This is a genomic window from Nodosilinea nodulosa PCC 7104 (assembly GCF_000309385.1).
Classification (GTDB): Bacteria; Cyanobacteriota; Cyanobacteriia; order Phormidesmidales; family Phormidesmidaceae; genus Nodosilinea; species Nodosilinea nodulosa.
Genome location: NZ_JH976538.1, coordinates 481849 through 498876 on the forward strand (window position 1 = coordinate 481849; position 17028 = coordinate 498876).

A 17028-nucleotide genomic window follows, 5' to 3' on the forward strand; every position below is an offset into this window, starting at 1 on the left:
GTCTCGGATTTGCACCTGTTGAACCGCAGAGAGGTCCGAATCGGGCTCTAGGCCCCCTTTTTGCCCCAGCGGCATGCTGGTGGGCACGGATGACACTGCCATCGACAAAATGAATATCCCAATTGAGCTTGCCCTCGGCATCGGCCTTCGCTTGGAGGCCTGTGAGCACCTGTTGCCATAGGCCAATCTTGCGCCAGTGATAAAACCGCCCGGCAACGGTTGACCAAGCCCCATAGCACTCCGGCAAGTCTCGCCATGGCGCACCCGTGCGCAAAAATCCACAGGATGCCATTGATGATCAGGCGATGGTCTTTGGCTGGGCAGCCCGTGGGAGGTTTTTGCGGTGGCAGCAGGGGTTCAATCTGGTTCCATTGGTTTTCGCTCATTTCACCCCGACGAGGGGCGGGTTGAGGTGGAAGAATCATCGCAGTTCAAGAGTTTATTCGTACTACTTCCATTCTGCCAAAGAGTTTTAAAACACGCCCTAGTGGTATTTTCTGGGGTAGGCGAAAACCCCGAAGCACCTCGGTTAGAAAAGGGAGTCCATTACCTCTACGACCACCTGAATCAGGTCTACAACGTGCAGGGTCTGCGGGCCTACAAGGATAAGTTTCACCCCCGTTGGGAACCGCGCTACTTGGTCTATTCACGCCTAGCGGATTTGCCGGATGTGGTGGTGGCTCTGGTGCGGGCCGATTCGGGCGATCGCCTGCAAGACTACTTTGGCGCTCAGTTTCTCAGCACGGCGCTGACAGGTGCCCTTAAACGCCTTTCCCAGGTCGTGCCGATTCTATTGAGCATCGGCTTGTTTGCCATCTCCATCTGGGCGATTACCAGCGAAATTCGCAAGTATCCACCCCAAAGCATTCTCAACAGCATTGTGGCCATTCCCCCTTGGGCCTTGGTGCTATCGATCATCCTGATGATGATCAATTACGGCTTTCTGACTGGCTACGAGGCTCTGGCGGCAAGGTTTATCCGCCATCCCCTGCCTTACAACAAGACTGCCTTGGTAGCGGTGATTAGCTATGCCATTAGCAACAGCGTCGGGTTTGCCCTGCTTAGCGGCAGCGCCATCCGTTATCGCTTCTATGCTGTCTGGGGAGTCACCCCCGGTAAAATTGCCCAAATCATCGCTTTTTGCAATCTCAGTTTTTGGATTGGCCTATTTGCTGTTGGGGGGCTGGTGTTTACGGTAGAACCTCTGGCGGTGCCACGCATCCTTCGCTTACCCTTTCACACGATGCATCCCCTAGGCCTGCTGTTTCTAGCACTCATTGCAGCCTATCTTTTTCTCAGCAGCATCAGTCGGCGATCGCTCAAAATCAGAGGCTGGGCACTGCCCCACATGCAGCTCAAGCTTTCCCTGGCACAGATTTTTGTCACCTCCTGCGATTGGGCATTGGCGGCAGCAGTGCTCTATGTCTTGCTGCCCGCGCACCCCGAATTAACCTTTTTCATCTTCTTTGGCAGTTACCTGCTGGCCCAAATTGCAGGCATTCTCAGCAACGTTCCTGGAGGCTTGGGCGTGTTTGAAACGGTTCTGATTTTGCTGATTTCACCACCCATTGCCTCTGATCGGCTATTGGGGGCTTTGCTGATTTATCGAGTGGTCTATTATTTTTTGCCACTGCTGGTGGGGGTGGGACTACTGGCGCTCTATGAACTGAAACAACGCCGTCACAAGGCCGTGCAAGTTGATGCCTAGCCGTGCTGTATTCTAAAAATATTTTGCTAATAAGAGCGTTTGGTTAAAACAGCTCTAGCTGTGGAGTTTTGGCAACTTGCTTAGGCAAGTTTTGGATAAACCCTCCAAAGCGATTGAAATCTATTTGGCTTAGCTGACAAGACTGGATACTGCCTTCTTCCAGTGTAAGAATTAGCCCTCGCCGATGCGCAGAAACTTGTAAGTTTTCTTCAAAGTCTTGTTCAATTCGGTAGGTTTGTCCGGAAAAGGCTACTCCAGTTGCATTTTTCTGGCCAAGCTCCTTCAGGATTCGTCCAGCCTGTTGAATCACGGTATCCACCTACTGCCAGTAGCGTTGAACCTGCTGCTGCATTAACTCTTGGTGCTTGCGAAGCATCGGTTTGCCCTCAGCCACTCGCTGGCCAATGGTCTTGATCGCCTCCAAGGTGCTCTCAGGGGCCTCCATGGCTCTGGCAATTCGGTACCAGTCCCGGAGGTGGATGAGCGTCGGATTCTGCGAGTCGGAAGGATTTGAACTTGGGGCGGACAATTGCCGATAAGCCTCGATCTGTTTGGCAATCTCTGCCTGAGTGCTCATTGGGCAACGAGCCTCAAAAATGCCCCGATCTAACCGTCGTACCCGCTTCCACAGAGCGGTATCATCGCCACGATAGACGCTAGCGGGCTGACAGGTTTCAGGATTAACCAACGCCAGGCAGCGGCGGAGCTTTTCGTCGTCATAGCCAAAGGCATCACCGACGCGGTGAATTAACGCTTCAGCGCGTTGGTCGGAGACCGGCCCGGTAGGGCCATCGCCCCTCAACGGAACTCTGTTGGCAAAAGCCCAGTTCTCGCTGCCGTAAAGTTCTCGGGCCGCGACCACCAGCGACATCGACTCATCTTGGTACAGGTCTTGCCCATTCAGGATGTCGCGAACCCTGGAGGTTACCAGGTCAACAAGATGAATGGCTCCCTGCCCGGAAGTGGTCTGCAGAGGTGGCAGGGTAGGCTTAGGTTGGTAGCCGGTGGGTCGCTGTTCTGCCTGACGAGAGGACGAACTGAAGAGACCGATTTCAGACAGATTCCCAATTTCGACTGGCTCAACTCGCTGAACGGATAGGTAAGGATTCCCGCCGGGGCCAACCGTGGGAGCCAGAACGGTGAAACGACCAGCTCCCAGCACCTCGCCAACGTGTTCTCCGCCCGGTGTTAACGCAAAATTGGTAAAGCCTGGCGAGGTTTGCAGCTTGACGGCAAATCGCCAGCCGCCGCTGTGGGTGCGCTCGGTAAAGGTGTCTTTGAGGCGAGGATGCTGATTTAGCCACTGGGCGATCGCCTGATCACACGATTCGGGTGACTCAAAACCCTTGGTATCGAAATCAATCCAGGCCAGACCCTGGTGTCCTCCCAGAGAACCCACCCCGGTTTGAGGATGGGCAAACCACTGATGCAGTTCCTGCTGGGTCGGCAGCCGGTTCTGGTAGCGGTGGTGGTAAACCAGATGAGGAATGCCATGCCCATCCAGGTAGGACGGGTTTTTGCCCGTGAACAGAGGTTTGGGTCGAAGCTGCCCGTCCTGCCAGTAGCACTCAACATGATCGTAGATACCCCGCTGCGGTTTTGCCGCCACGATGCGGGGATAGCGATAGGGGTCTTGAACTGGGGCAACAGGCAGTGCGGGGAGTTTTCGCGCCGCTAACCACTGCACCGTCGCCCAGACGTCCGCATTTTGGGGAAGGGCCATGGCCATCACCGGATAGGGAAAGGTTAGGGTTCTAAACCAGCGGGTTGCCGTTGAGCGGTTTGAACAATCAACGCACGGCTTTGAATCAGTTCGGCAAAGGTCTGAAACCTTTGGGCATCGGCGTGGGTTATTTTGGCGAGGGTGATTTGTCCCTGCTCTAGGTTCAGAAGATCCCCTCGACCGGCAGCCGCGATGCTGAGGTGGTGGTCGCTGCCGTGGATCTGGTACGTTTTGCCGCTGAAGTGTTGGCCTTCGCTGTCCTGTGTACCGACGAGATTGAGAATGGAGCGGGCCTGCTCCGTGACGGTGGTGATCTGAGTCTGCCAGGCAGCTTGATCGTGGGTCATGGCCTGGAGGTCGCGATCGCCCAGCGCCTGTCCTGCCATTGCGCCCCGGCTGATTACCTCGATTTGCTTCAGATGCTTCTCCGACCGGCCAACATCGCGAGCATGGCGATACCACTGCCGCAGGTCGTCGATGGTGGGCTGGGCCGTGGTTGGTGGGGGTGATCGGGTTTCCTCGACGACTAAAGAAGGAGCCTCAACCGGCTTTTCGGTGGAGGGTAGAGGCTCGGCAGTCTGGTTCCAGGCCGGATCGCCCTGAACGAGATGGGTTGGAGGTTGGGCTGTCCCTTCAAAGGTTTCCAGAAAAAACAGACTCGGCTGTTCTTCTGCGGTCAGTGGTATTTCAGGGGCCAGGGCGAACGCTGGACTGATTGACTCGTCAGGAAACGCGGGTGCTTCACGGGCCTGACTAACCGGACCCGCCACTGGATTCTCTGGATGTTCGCTCTGAGGATGCACCTCAATGGCCTCTGAGCCATCGACCATCACCACCGAGATGCTCTGCCGCAGCCATGCGAGATAGCGGTCTTTGGCATGAACCGGAAAGCCCGTCACAGGAACCCGGCCCAACTCCGGGCTGCCGGAATCCGTGCTGGTGAGAATGACCTCCGTTTTCTCCGCCAGTACTCTGGCATCGGCCATAAACGCTTCGTAAAACCGGCCATCGGCGGTTCTAGTTAGAAGCAAACCCTCTGGATACTGCGCTTTCAGATCGAGGTAGGCTTTGATCTCTGGCTTCAGGGAGCTAGGCTCACTGGCAGCAGGTGCGGGTTGAACCGTAGAAGTCACATCTTCCTGCTCACGGTTCGCTCATTTTTAAATGAGGTCAGCCAATTGGGTTAGGTTTGGGCTATGGATACCTCCCTAACCGTTATCACCGAACGGGTTGACGATATTCCCCTGTTGCTGGCCCAACTGCAGCGGATGGACGTGCAACCCCTGCTCGACGACTACTTTCCGACCCATGGGAACTGGCAGGGGCTCAGCTTAGGCCATGTGGTGATAGTTTGGCTGAGCCACATTTTGTCCCAAGCGGATCACCGGTTAAACCCCGTGCAGGCCTGGGTAGAGCGACATCAGGAAACCTTGCAACAGGGCTTGCAGCAACCGGTTCGCGCCCTTGACCTGAGTGACGACCGCCTAGAAAGCGTGTTGCGATATCTCAGTGATGATGCCCAATGGGCGTTGTTTGAACCGGCGTTGAATCAGCGTCAGATTCAGGTGTATGACCTGCACCCCAAACGGCTGCGTCTGGATAGTACCAGCGTCAGCGGGGATTGGACGGTCAATGAGTCAGGGCTGTTCCAATATGGCCATAGCAAAGACCATCGCCCCGACCTGCCCCAACTGAAGCTGATGCTGGCGACGCTAGATCCGCTGGGGCTACCGATAGCGACCGAGATTGTCTCCGGGCAGCGCGCCGACGACCCGCTCTACATTCCGGCCATCGGGCAGGTGCGTCAGACCCTCAGTCAGTCTGGGTTGCTCTACGTGGGTGACAGCAAGATGGCCAGTCTAGCGACCCGTTGCTTTCTCCAGGCCACAGGCGATTACTATCTCTGTCCGCTCGGTGGGACTCAACTCAAGGCGGAGGCGATGCAGGCCTACCTAGACCCAGTGGAGCAAGGGGCCGTTGAGTTGCAGGAGATTCACTACGACTATGCCGACGGTCACACCGCGCTGATTGCCCGAGGCTATGAGCAGACCCAGACCCGCACAGGAGAATGGGACGGACACACCTGGACGTGGTCAGAGCGGCAATTGGTCGTGTACTCCTTGGCTTATGCTCAATCCGCCCAGCAGGCCTTCCAAGCTCGACTTGAGCACGCCCAGACGGCCTAGCGGCGCTCAACCAATCGGGGCGCGGCCAGAAAGCCTTTCCCGATGAGGTCGCCTTAGCGCAAGCCGCCGAGGCGATTCTCACCCGCTACCGGGTCAAGGCCTACGTTCAACTCACCTACTCACAACAGGTGGAGCAACACGCTGTGCGTCGCTACCGGGACCGCCCGGCTCGGATGGTGGAGCACCGTCGATTCCAGGTGAATGGCACCCTAGAAACTGAGGCCATCAACCAGCAGATGCAAACCTTGGGCTGGCGGGTCTATGTCACCAATCATCCCGCAGCGGCATTATCGTTGCCTCAAGCCGTGACGGTCTACCGCCAAGAATATCTGGTGGAGCACAGCTTTAGCCGACTCAAAGGGCATCCCCTCTCCCTCTCCCCGATGTACTTACAGCGTGAAGACCATATCAAGGGATTAATTCGCTTACTCTCGATGGGGTTGCGGCTGTTAACGCTGGTGGAGTTTCAGATGCGTCAAGCCTTAGCTGGTCACCAAGAAACCCTCTCAGGGCTATATATCGGTAATCCCAAGCGGGCGACGGCACGTCCGACAGCCGAATTACTGTTGGCCAGTTTTCGCGACATTACTCTAGTCATGGTGAATGCACGAGGGCAGACCTATGCCCATCTGACGGAGCTGACGCCTTTACAGCAGCAGATCTTAAAGGCTCTCAACTTCCCGGTAAGTATTTACACCCTGCTGGGGCCCGTATCTGACGAACCACCTTAGAAATGAGCGAACCGGGAGTTCCTGAGATTGAACTAACTGAGCCTGAAGTTGCTGCTTTGCTGCCTCAGCAAAGCCCTGATGCTGGATATTGCGGGAGAAGGTTTGGGCAAAGAGCCGATCCGGGGCTCTCAGCTCTCCCCCTCGAATCGGGTCTTGGGTAGCGATTTCCTTGAACCGAAGTTGCCCGTTCCCTTGAATCTTAAACACCATTTCGGTGTCGATAAAAGTGTCGCCGTTTTGCTCCAGGTAGTGGGTCAGGTACAGCTCATCGAGCTGCCGCTCCACCACCAAAGGAATATAGGGCTCATTCTCGATTTTGAGGTGGTAGTCTTCGCCTACGGTGACCACTTCTCGAATCCCAGCTTTCTCCAGGAAGTTGGCGATCCGCTTTTCGATTTGGCCCTGCTGCTGTTTGGGTGGGAGAATTCCGCCAGCAGAAGGGGTGGGCTGGGTTGAGACTGGAGAAAGCGGCGGCAGCAGGGGCTGAGGTTCCCGAACAGGAGTAGGGGCAGGTGTCGCCGCGTCAATCACTTCCAGTTTGGGGAGCTGAATGCCCAGATAATCACGGGCGATATCCTTGTGGTCGAAGGCGGCTAGGGTATACTGGCGCTGGTTCATCAGCACCGTGAGGGTTTGCTCCAGCCGTTCGGGAGGCACCACCACCTCCATGCGATCCGCCACGGAATGAAAATCGTTGCCCACCGAAGCAATTAGGGCTTCATCGAGGAAGTATTTCGCCCCCGATTCTTTGGCCTTGGGAGCCTGCAAGACAAAGCTGTCGCCATTGGCCTGGGCCTTGAGAATTAGCAGTTCGTCGAGGGTCTTCACTGCGCCCCGGCGACTGGTCAGATCGGTGAGAAACGCCTTGACCTGGTAGCCCTGCTTAAAGGCAACCGGCTCTTTATCCAGCTCCTCACGGATATCAAATTCTTTGGGCATCACCAGCCCCTGGCGCACCTGGCCCTGATGGTCGGTGAAGTTCACTAACTTGCCTTTGGGGTACTTCTCGAAGGCTTTGATAATGTTGCCGGTAAAAATCTGCCGCTCCACCCGACCGCTCTGCTGAAACTTATCGAAGAGGCTGTAAACGTCGTTGCCAAACCAGTCCTGGGCTTGAGGTGTGATATTCACCGCCCCTTCTCGCCAGCTATTGAGCTTTGAGAGGGGCACGGTGATCTGCCGGGCGGAGTCCGCGACCAGCAGGCGCATCTTCCAGTTGTTGGGCGCAGCAGGGCTGCCGGGGCGAACCTTCTGATCGATGTTGGACACTACGCCGTAGAAGACACTCTGGGTGGTGCCGGAAACAATGCGAACCGGGGTGCCACTGGGGAATTGCTCAAGGGTGGAGGAGACCTGGTCAAATTGTTTGTCGAGGCGATCGCTGAACTTAGCCGCAGCCGACTCTTCCTTCTTGGTGGCCAGGACAGCCGTGCGATATTTTTCAGTGGCTTCGGTAAGGGTGGCGATCGCCTCATTGGCCCGCTGCTTTGACGGAGTCTCCAGCACTTCCGGGTCATGGTCATCCAATGATTTCACCGCCTCCAACCCCAGTCCCTCCCGCAGCACATTCACGGCCTGGAGCTGGGTCAGCGGTTTGCTGGCACTCTTGGCATCGACCATCTCCAGATATACTGGCCCGGTGAATTCCGTCTTCGCCGGGCTGTCGTCAGGAATCACCTCCATCCGCGCCGTGGTGCGGGCATCGAGGTCGAGTTGGTCTGCCTCCAGGATGCTCTCGCCCATGGCACGGGCCTGATCCACCAGTTCTTTGTACTCGGATTCAATCAGGTCATAGACCGCTTCCTGCTGCTCAATCGGTAGCAGTGGAATCGCTCCTGTCACCCGCTTAATCAGGGCGACTTCAGAGCCATCGTTTTGGGCTTTGAGGGTGGGGAAGTCCAGTTGAGCGTTGAGTTCCATGTCATCGCTCAGTAGCTCGCTCACCACCTGCTCCCCATAGGCATTCATGAAATCTACGACATTGCTGATGGAGATGTCGGTCTCTCTGGATGCGGTGGTGTTGGCATTGAGGCTGGCCATCTTGCGGCACAGAATGGCCCCCGGTCGTTTTTCGGCGGGCAAGTCACCCATCAGCAGGGTGTAGCTGGGCAGTTCCACCTGCCCGGTGCGGTGAATCCGGCCCAGCATCTGCATGAAGACATTGATATCCCGCTCCGCCTGGGCGACAATCATGTGCCGGGGACGCTGGTCGGCAAACTTTTCGGAGGCGTGGAGGGAGATGCCGGTGGAGCCCGAGCAGTTCAGCAGAATGGCATCGGCATCGCCCGCGTTGAAGAGCGCGACCGCTTCAATTTTGGCTTTGGAGGAGGTTTCGGTCTCGGTGCGGACTTTGTAGGTGGTGGTGCCATCGGGGGCATAGTCCAGCCCTGCTTTGCGTCCGGTGACCTCGCTGATGCGGTAACCGGCCTGCTCCAGCCGCTGTTCGATATAGTCGATGGGGCTGATGGGAATGCGGCTGAAATCCCCTTCTCGGATACATTCCAGGGCATCTTCATAGGCGAAGAGTCCTTCATCGCCGAGTTCATTGTCGGTGAGGCGATGGCGATCGCTCTGGCCCTTGTAGTTCCGCAGCACCACATCTCGCGAGCGTTCCAGGTAGCGCTCTAGCAGGTTGGCGAAAGAAAGGTCGAGGCGATCGCCGTGCTTTAGATCATGGGCATCGGCGTAACCCTGAATGAAGCTGCCCATGGTGTTGGCGACGGCAATCACGGGCTTCTGACCGTTTTGCAGGGAATGAATCGCTTCCTGCACCGTGGCTTCAGACTTCTGCGCCAGCAGCCCTTGCTCGATACAGTTGTGCATCAAGGAGGTGAAATTGGTGCTCTTGGCTCCGACCTCACCGATGGCGTTGTCGTCTCCCAGGGCTTTGGCTTCTTTTTTGAGTTCCTTATCCAGCTCTTTGACAGCCTTCTGCTTGGCCCGGTCAAAGTCTTTGATCGCTCGCATGGCAGCGGAGAACTCATCGGCCACATCGCGCTCTACCGGCACGACTTTGGCCTGAAAGCTGACGCCGTCATAGGAGCGCTCGCGCCGGAGCATCTGGCCCGAGGCGACAAACTTACTGGCCACCATCTGCTGGAGAGGCACCCCGCCCCGTGTCAGGATATTTTCCAGGGCATCCATACTGCTGACGGCCAGGCGCAGGTCGGTGCGGCGGGCGTAGAGATCCATCACGTCAGGACGTTTGGCGTAGGTAGCCGAGGAATAGAAGACGCCGGAGGAGAGGTCGATCAGCTGGCGGACGAACTCGGCGCGGTTGGGAGCTTGCCGATTGGGTTTCCACTGATTTTTGGTGCCTCCCGCTTCGTGGGCCTCATCGAGGATCAGAATGGCATTGGGAGCAAAGGTTCTGAGGAAATCGCGGCGGAGCGGTTCTTTCTTGCCAACGGTTTGCAGCTGGTCGTAGGTCGTAAAAATAGCGTTATGCCCCTTCAGCGTCCGGGAGACCATCATTTCCTGCATGGCCTTCTTTTGCTGAGCCGATGAGCTAGTAGTCAAGACCTGACCATTCGATAGCGGGATATCAGCGCTGGAATCGGTGATGAAGGGATTGAAGCGATAGAGGCCAATATCGGAAACATCCCGCATCATGTCGGCATAGAGCTTTTTGCTTTCCGTGACAAAGATGACGTCTTTGCCCTGTTGATGGGCGTAGCGCATGAGGCTTGCGCAGATGCGGCCTTTGCCGATGCCCGTTTGGTCGCCAACGATGAAGCCTGCGCCTTTTTCGATGTTGCTGATGGCAAGCGCCGAAGCATCCACCTGCTCCGCAGAGAGATACTGATGCATTTCCTCCGCGTTGGTGTAGCCCAATCGAGCGGTGAGGAAGTCATCGATATCGCCGTGGCGCTGCTCAAACTGATCTAACGCGGCCTGCGCAGAGCTGACCATGTTGAAGGGAATTAAGACACCTGTGGAAGGGGCTTGGCTGCGCGGCAAGTAGGGCACCTGTTTGAGTTGAGCACCGTAGTCGGTCGCATCTTGTTCAGCAGCACTGTTGGTTGTCACGTCCATTAGGGATTCTCCAGGCAGTGATGGGGGTGTTAGGGCAGAAGGTTGATCAGCCAGCTCTCCAGAGAGGTCTCTTGATGGAGATCGAGGAGGTCTTGATAGTTGGGTTGATTGGGCAATAGGGGTTGCACGGGAAAGGGCTGATTCCCCATGGCTTCCGGCAGCAAATGTTTGAACCGCCAGTTGTCGTGAATCAGGAGGGTGGCCCAGGCTTCTTGCCACTGAACCAGGGCGTACTCCAGGTCGTTGTCTTGTTGAATAGGGGGAATCCGCTGGGTTGAGTCCAGTCGTTGCAGCATTTGGCTCAGAAAGGCTTGGACGTCTTCCTGGTCGCTCTCCATCTCCTGCATCCACTGCTGAATCATCCAGATGCCCCGTTGCTGCATCAATTCGCGGTAGGTTGGCTCGTCGAGGGCTTGCAGGCTCTGGGGGACTCTCACCACGAACAGTGCCTGGGAGCGAGGCGGTGCCCAGATCTGGGGATAGGTGTCGTATTGGCCCATGGGGTAAGGTCTCCTTGAGTTCGGCGAAGGTGGTTTTGAGGTCGGGGACTTGGGCAGCGGGGAGAGAGCGGGTAGATGGCCCTCGACCCGCAATAACAATGACATCGATGGGGAATCCAGCGCCCTGCTTGCGGTAGAGGTCACCGGAAATCGAGAAGTGATCGGTGACGGCGTACTGGTTGTAGAGAACGTAGAAGAAGGCGCGACTTTCGCGGGTGTTGTAACGCTCGGACCTGAGCTCTGGATCAATGCCCTTTTTGCCTCCCAGAATCAGCACCGCTCGCCCGTTGTCTTTCATCGCCTCCAGGGCTTTGAGGGCGATCGCCTGGTCTATCTGAGTTGTCCAGGTGTCGGCGATGGGGAAGCGTTGGGTGCGGTGATTCGCGCCTTTGACCGAGCCAAAGGGCGGGTTGCAGACCACCCGGTCTACTTTTCCCTGGGGTTGGTAGGTGGTGGCATCATTCTGGGTGAGCTGCCGGTAGCCTCGGCTCCGGAGTTCGGCGATGCGATCGCCGTTGATCTCATTGGCGATCACCCGCTCTGGATTTGCCCCAATCAGCAGCGCCCCGTTCCCGGCTGTGGGTTCATAAACTAATGTTTCAGGGGTGATATCAGCCAGAACCGAGGCCAGATAGGCGATGGGAACCGGTGTGCTGTACGCCTGCTGAAGAACGGAAGTCGAGGAACGAACAGTGAGATTGGGCTGTTGCTCCAGCAATTCCACCAGGCGATCGTAGGCGTCGTGAGTCGTCTGGCATTGGGCGATGATTGGGCCGGAGGCGCGCACTACCGCCGCTTCCATGGCTTCATCGACCACTTTGGTGAGCGGATCACCAGGGACAATCAGCTTTCCCAGAACATCTGTCGCTTCTCGTCTTGCTTCGGTAATGCGGGGATAACTGACACCTGTTAGGAGGCGATCGCGGAAGTACTGAATGAGCTGTTCTTTGGAGTCGGGGTGCATGAGGACTCATGGCTCCCCCGTCGCTGAGGGCGCTTCCGGGTCGCCCCAGTAGTAGCCCCACCAGGAGACGCTGTCGTCCGATGGGCAATAGCGGTAGACTTCGGCCCCACCAAAGAAGACCGAGACATCTTCCGGGACGAAGGGGAGGTACTGCTGGAGAACGGCTTGCAGCGCCTGGGTCAGTTCGCTGATGCTCTCAGGTAAGGCAGCTTCACCGACTTCAGCCTCAATTGGGGCGGGTGCAATAACAGGGTTCATGGCGTTGTCCTTTCGTTTTGGATGACAGAGTTGGCAAAGGTGACGAGGGTAGCCTGGGAGCCGTAGCGGATACCGACGCCGTAGCGCACTCCGCTTTGCTCCCAAAAAATCTTGGACGTGTCGCAGTTAGCACCGCAGACAAAGGGAATGAAGGTGCCGGTGATGCCATCGGTGAGGGTGACAGTGCCCATGGCTTCAGGCGATCGCGCCACGGGCTGAAAATTGGGTTTGAGTTCGTAGGCATAGAGGGATGCCACCGTGGGGGTGTCTTGAAAGACCTGTTCGCCGGAGAGAAAACCGAAGGAGCAGCTGTCGTCGCCCTGGCAATCGGTCGTGGCATCGAGGGAGATTTCGTAGTGGGTAGGCGTGGCAACGGTGATGTGGGGAACCACTTGCTGGAAGTGGCCATCGGGGGTGATCGGCACGTTCAGGTAGGGCTTCGGATGATCGGCTGACGGCACCAGGGCATCGGTGGGAATGACGGTGGGTAGCACAATCGCGAGTTGAGTCTGTTGCTGGAGCTTGGGCAGGAGGCTCTGAAATTCGGGCGAAACGGTTTGGGCACCGGGAATTCGAGGGATGTCCTGTCCGTTGGCGGCTGTGCAACTGGAAAGGAAGAAAATTCCACAGGCGAAGTAGAGGAGGAGGGTACGAAAGCAAAGGCAGATCATGGCTTAGCCTTAGGGAATGTGTCATCGGTCAGGGTGCGGTAGGTATCGGGAAAGCTGATTTGGAGCTGCTTCAGGGCGTTTACCTGCTGGGCGGAGAGGAGATACAGACCGTGCTCGGCATTGATGTGGTCGGTCAGGCTTTGTTGAAAGGCTTCGAGGCTGCCCAGTTGGGCGATCGCGTGTTTATACCGCTTCAGTTCCAGGCTCTCGGCGGCTTTGGTCGAGATGTAACTGTTGAGGGGACGGCGAGTAGAGGTGGAATCGACGAGGCGATCGCACCCCCGCTGCGGGTCAACGACGATTACTTCATCGCTGGCACCCAGGGGATTGGTGGTAACAAAATCGGAGTAGAGGCCGAGCAGGTAAGCGGTTTTGCCCTGGTCCTGCACGGTGCCAAAGACATCGAAACGTTCGCCGAAGGCCTCCAGGCAAATCCGTGCCGTATCAGGAAGTTCAATATCAGGCAGTGGACTGGGCAGATAGGATTGAGCCGCTACGGTAGGAGAAGGATGGGTCGGAACTGGGGCCAGCAGCGTCGAGGGTTGTGGATTTTGGCCCCAGCCCAGCAAGGGCAGCGTCACCAGCAAGAGTCCGACCGTGAAGCTCAGACAGAGCGTGACTACTGTGCGGTTAGAAAAGCAACGACGGGTCATGTCACTTCTCCTGACTCCACTGGGCCTGAAGCTGCTGCACCAGTTGCACCGCAGCGCCCTCAGGGATACCCAATGCGATTAAGTCCCGACTTTCGTAGGAACCGCCATCGCCATTGACCGGCTGCCAAGTCCCGTCTTTGAGCTGAAGCAGCAGTTCCCCTCCACCTTCCCCGCACTGCCATTCCACCAGGGCATAAGGGTCGATCTGGGCCGCGTGGAGGATTTTAGGTGAGCAAATGCTTGACGGAATATTCAGAGCAGTCGTGACCGCTGCCGCGAACGGAGAATCCATCGAGACATCGCCTAGAGCAGGTAACATGCTCCAAATCGTCAGTACGGCGGATAAAACCAAAACAGACAACATGCGGTAAATCATGGGGTTAACCCTCCTAAGGACGTGACGCTAGCCTTGAACGCGATAGATGTGGCCTTGGGTGTTGTAGTAGGTCTCGTAAGACCCGCGACTCCCCACCCAGCGAAATTGAGATTGACTGGAAGAGTTGGAGAGCACCTGGCTACAGCCGTCATTGAGACAAAAGCCAATGTGGTCATCGGACGTGCCGCGAAACACGATGACATCCCCGGCATGTGCCCACTGAGCGCCGATACGTTGACCGGAGCCAGATTGCAAGTCGGCTTCAACCGAGGACACCAGATTGGGATTGGAACCTATTTTGTGGCCGATGGAATCTTGGAGCACCCGGTTTACCTCGTAGGCACAGGCAACGTTGCCACCCCCTGGCCCACCGGCTGAAGACTCGTTGTAGTGGGCGTTGATGGCGTTCACGATCTTCTGCTCGGTGGCGTTGCCGTTGGAGCGGGCAATCAGCTGACCGGGATGGTTGGCGCTGGTGAGGTTGGTGTCGTTAGTCGTGGCCACGGTGGCGCACTGGTTGAGCGCTCCCAGAAACTGATCGGCCTGCTGCGCTACCTGATCGCTCTTGTCGCTGTCGTTGACGATGTGGCGAGCCCCGACAAAGTCATGGTTCTGGCCGTTAATGTATTGCCCCAAGCGGTTGCCGGTGAAGGTGCCATCGCGCATGCCTTCCACGGCAATTGTGGCGGCTAGGTCTGGCTGGTTGGCCAGTTCGGGATGGTTGATCAAGTCTACGCCGAGGCGGTTTGACCAATACTGGTAGTTGCTCTGGCCCGTGAGCTGCACATCGCCGCGACCGTAGTAGCAGCCGGGGCCATATTCACCGCAGTAGCCGCCGTCCTCATTGCGCGGGCGAAAGTTGGTTTCAGTTTCAGCGGTGGCCAGAATGTAGGCGAGCTGGGCGCGATCGGTGATGCCTGCCCGTTGCGCGGCTTCCAAGAGCTTGGGAACCGTCGTGGCCGCAGCGGAGGATTCCGAGGGTGGCACCTGGCTCATCACTTTGGCCAGACAGGGGCCATCCACAGTCACGGCACTGAGAAAGTCGGGTTCGTTGGCCTGAATCAGGGCATCAATCTGCTGCTGCACTTCAGCAGGCAATGGTGGGATGTCGGGAATATCGCCTGGCGGGGTGCCGGGAGTCTCACCGACAAAGACAATGCCTTTTTCCTGGGCGCTGAACCAGGGGATGGGGCCAATGAAGTAGGGGGTGCAGCCCAGGTCGATCAAGCCGTGGTGGCAGACGCGGAAGTAGATGCCGAAGGTGCCGGTGCCGGATGATTCATCGGTGTTGGTGAGCACCACTTTGAAGACTGGACCAAAGGGTAGGCGACCCGTTGGCTCCTGCCCACCGTTGATGACGCCGAGAATGCCGTGGCCCCCTGGCACCATCTGAGCCCCCTGTCCGGTGCCGCCTTTAATCCACTGTGCTCCGTGGAGTCCGGTTGGATCGCCAGCCACGCCCAGAGAAGCGGGCGAGTTGAGTTCCAGATAGGCACAGCCTCGGGGTTGAGCGCACTGGTAGTTGAAGCCTACTTTATCGCTGCCGGTGATGGAACGCCGGGTAGGGGTGCTGCAGTGCTCCATCGGGCCATAGGTGACATCATCGATCGCGATGAAGCCGAAGTAACCTGCGGCAGGAGCATTGGGAAAAGCGGCAAAGGGCATCTGGGAGAGCCCTGGTACCTGACCGACAAAGGTTTGCTGCCAGCCCTGGAGGTTTTCTAAGGGGGTTTGGATGAGACCGGGGATGTCGTTGAAGCTGTACTGGCTGAGATTCAGATCGCCGAGGGAGAACTGACCCAGCAGGTCGTTGTTGGCGAGTTCTGACAGGGGGCTACTGCCAAAGTCATCCAGGGTGAGGGATTGCAGGGCCAGGTTGCTGAGGGCGGCGGGGCCGAGGTTGTTGAGGTTGAGGCTGACCAAGTCTTTGAGGATAGGCACCTGATCGAGGGTGCGCTGGGCCAGTTGGGGAATAGCATCGACCAAGCTAGCGAGGGTTTGCTGGGCGATGAGAGGAAAGTTGGCCAGGCTGATGCCGTTGAGGTTGAGCCCGGTAAGTTGGGCGATGGTGGCGAGGTCGAAGGTTTGCAGGCCAAAGGCCTCTTGCAGGTCGCCGAGCATCAGCACCTGATCGATAGGGGTATTTTCTGACCAGATGCGGGAGGGGTTGTAGCCCAGTTGCGCGGCGAGGGAATCGGGGATTTGCAGGGAGCCCGCTTCGCTGATGACGGGCAGGGTGGAGAAGGTGATGTTGCCCCAGTCGGGGACGATTGCCCCGTTATAAACCGTGGAGGGGATATGCTCGTCCCAGGCGTCGGCGTGGGCTGGGGGAAGCCTAAGGATGGGAGCCAGCAGCAGGAGAAGGGCGAGGAGGAGGGCGGTTAGGTTTTTGGGAAGGCGACTGGGCATGGCTCCCAGGGCGAGGGTGAGAGCATTGGGTTCCCTCAGAGGCCCTGTATGCCAAAGGTTAGGAGGCGGCTATGGCAGGTTTGTGGAAAATAGGAGCAAATGTTGAGGTATCGAAAATGGCGATGGATTGGGACGTTCTCAAAGCGCAGTATCTTCGAGCTGATCAGGCGACTCAGTTAGGAAATTTGGCGCTAAATCTAACGCGAATTCAAATTTGTGCCCAGAGTGGAACGAATGGGCCAGTTGCTCAGCATTTAGTTCGAGAAACCCAGTTCTTCATCGAGTGGATCGTCCCGAGCATTGATTTGTGGACGAATGAAACCTTTGCGACGGAGTTGGTAGACATGCAGCGGTTACTCAGCCGATGGAAGCTGAATTGGTCGGAGTTGTGGACTGATGAGAGCAAGCGGCAGGAGATAGCGATGTTGGCTCAGCAGTGGTTTGATTACATTCGTGAACAATATGATTTGATAGTAGACTAATGGTTCTCTCTCTCAGTGGTGCAGAAAACTCCTGAAACCCTTATAAATCAAGGATTCTCACCGAGACGGCGATCTTGAGGTTTATCGGGCAAAAGAACGAGGGCAATAGGTTTCAGGCGCTGTTTTGGCTGTTCAGGTCATCCATTATGAGACTCAAAAAAGTTTTCTGCACCACTAAGGGTTCTCTCTAAAAGTCTCGCGCGAAGCTAGATCTAGCTGGCACACACTACTTCAGGAAAATGAGGCGCGAATGTGCGAATCTTATCTATCGAAAATGTGAATCAAGAAGATGCAAACCAAACTTTAATCAAAATATTTGCTAGACTTAGCGA

General features: G+C 56.9%; 13 protein-coding genes and 2 pseudogenes. 4 read left to right on the forward strand and 11 right to left on the reverse strand.

Annotated features, from left to right (window positions below):
- Positions 1 to 425 (reverse strand): annotated as a pseudogene (locus LEPTO7104_RS39055) (IS5 family transposase); the annotation flags it as partial.
- 62 nt (positions 426 to 487) lie between these two features.
- Here LEPTO7104_RS39055 and LEPTO7104_RS0130440 point away from each other — a divergent pair.
- Positions 488 to 1708, forward strand: coding sequence for a phosphatidylglycerol lysyltransferase domain-containing protein (locus LEPTO7104_RS0130440; RefSeq protein ID WP_017302351.1), 1221 nt, complete (start codon positions 488 to 490; stop codon positions 1706 to 1708).
- Between the two features lie 43 nt (positions 1709 to 1751).
- On the opposite strand, the gene LEPTO7104_RS0130445 is transcribed toward LEPTO7104_RS0130440, so the two are convergent.
- The 3 genes from LEPTO7104_RS0130445 to LEPTO7104_RS0130455 are packed head-to-tail and all read right to left on the reverse strand — an operon-like array spanning position 1752 to position 4564.
- Complete coding sequence (locus tag LEPTO7104_RS0130445) at positions 1752 to 2027, reverse strand: hypothetical protein (RefSeq protein WP_017302352.1); 276 nt, start codon at positions 2025 to 2027, stop codon at positions 1752 to 1754.
- Positions 2028 to 3431: a bifunctional DNA primase/polymerase gene (locus LEPTO7104_RS0130450; RefSeq protein WP_196358210.1), complete on the reverse strand. Its 1404-nt coding sequence runs from the start codon at positions 3429 to 3431 to the stop codon at positions 2028 to 2030.
- Positions 3432 to 3454: 23 nt separating this feature from the next.
- On the reverse strand, positions 3455 to 4564 hold the full coding sequence (locus tag LEPTO7104_RS0130455) for a MutS N-terminal domain-containing protein (RefSeq protein ID WP_017302354.1): 1110 nt from the start codon (positions 4562 to 4564) through the stop codon (positions 3455 to 3457).
- A gap of 63 nt (positions 4565 to 4627) precedes the next feature.
- Here LEPTO7104_RS0130455 and LEPTO7104_RS43970 point away from each other — a divergent pair.
- A pseudogene (locus tag LEPTO7104_RS43970) lies at positions 4628 to 6348 on the forward strand (IS1634 family transposase).
- Here LEPTO7104_RS43970 and LEPTO7104_RS36315 read toward each other — a convergent pair.
- Positions 6280 to 10383: a strawberry notch C-terminal domain-containing protein gene (locus tag LEPTO7104_RS36315; RefSeq protein ID WP_017302356.1), complete on the reverse strand. Its 4104-nt coding sequence runs from the start codon at positions 10381 to 10383 to the stop codon at positions 6280 to 6282. The pseudogene LEPTO7104_RS43970 and the gene LEPTO7104_RS36315 overlap by 69 nt on opposite strands.
- 29 nt (positions 10384 to 10412) lie before the next feature.
- Entirely contained in the window at positions 10413 to 10883 is a 471-nt protein-coding gene (locus tag LEPTO7104_RS37665; RefSeq protein WP_017302357.1) for a hypothetical protein, read from the reverse strand.
- A 49-nt stretch (positions 10884 to 10932) separates the two neighbouring features.
- On the opposite strand from LEPTO7104_RS37665, the gene LEPTO7104_RS37670 reads away from it, so the two are divergent.
- Positions 10933 to 11478 carry a hypothetical protein gene (locus LEPTO7104_RS37670; RefSeq protein WP_017302358.1) on the forward strand — a complete coding sequence of 182 codons (546 nt, stop codon included), beginning with the start codon at positions 10933 to 10935 and terminating at the stop codon, positions 11476 to 11478.
- A gap of 375 nt (positions 11479 to 11853) precedes the next feature.
- Here the strand turns inward: LEPTO7104_RS37670 and LEPTO7104_RS0130470 are convergent, their stop codons facing one another.
- From LEPTO7104_RS0130470 to LEPTO7104_RS37675, 5 genes are all read right to left on the reverse strand, one after another.
- On the reverse strand, positions 11854 to 12105 hold the full coding sequence (locus LEPTO7104_RS0130470; protein ID WP_017302359.1) for a hypothetical protein: 252 nt from the start codon (positions 12103 to 12105) through the stop codon (positions 11854 to 11856).
- On the reverse strand, positions 12102 to 12776 hold the full coding sequence (locus tag LEPTO7104_RS0130475; protein WP_017302360.1) for a hypothetical protein: 675 nt from the start codon (positions 12774 to 12776) through the stop codon (positions 12102 to 12104). The genes LEPTO7104_RS0130470 and LEPTO7104_RS0130475 overlap by 4 nt, the downstream gene beginning before the upstream one ends.
- The gene (locus tag LEPTO7104_RS0130480) at positions 12773 to 13429 is read right to left on the reverse strand and encodes a hypothetical protein (RefSeq protein ID WP_155524013.1); all 657 of its coding nucleotides are present in this window, start codon (positions 13427 to 13429) and stop codon (positions 12773 to 12775) included. The genes LEPTO7104_RS0130475 and LEPTO7104_RS0130480 overlap by 4 nt, the downstream gene beginning before the upstream one ends.
- Position 13430: 1 nt before the next feature.
- Positions 13431 to 13721 carry a hypothetical protein gene (locus tag LEPTO7104_RS0130485; protein ID WP_155524014.1) on the reverse strand — a complete coding sequence of 97 codons (291 nt, stop codon included), beginning with the start codon at positions 13719 to 13721 and terminating at the stop codon, positions 13431 to 13433.
- A 111-nt stretch (positions 13722 to 13832) separates the two neighbouring features.
- Entirely contained in the window at positions 13833 to 16214 is a 2382-nt protein-coding gene (locus LEPTO7104_RS37675; protein ID WP_017302363.1) for a hypothetical protein, read from the reverse strand.
- A 71-nt stretch (positions 16215 to 16285) separates the two neighbouring features.
- On the opposite strand from LEPTO7104_RS37675, the gene LEPTO7104_RS0130500 reads away from it, so the two are divergent.
- Positions 16286 to 16696, forward strand: coding sequence for a hypothetical protein (locus LEPTO7104_RS0130500; RefSeq protein WP_017302364.1), 411 nt, complete (start codon positions 16286 to 16288; stop codon positions 16694 to 16696).
- The last annotated feature ends 332 nt before the right edge of the window (positions 16697 to 17028 follow it).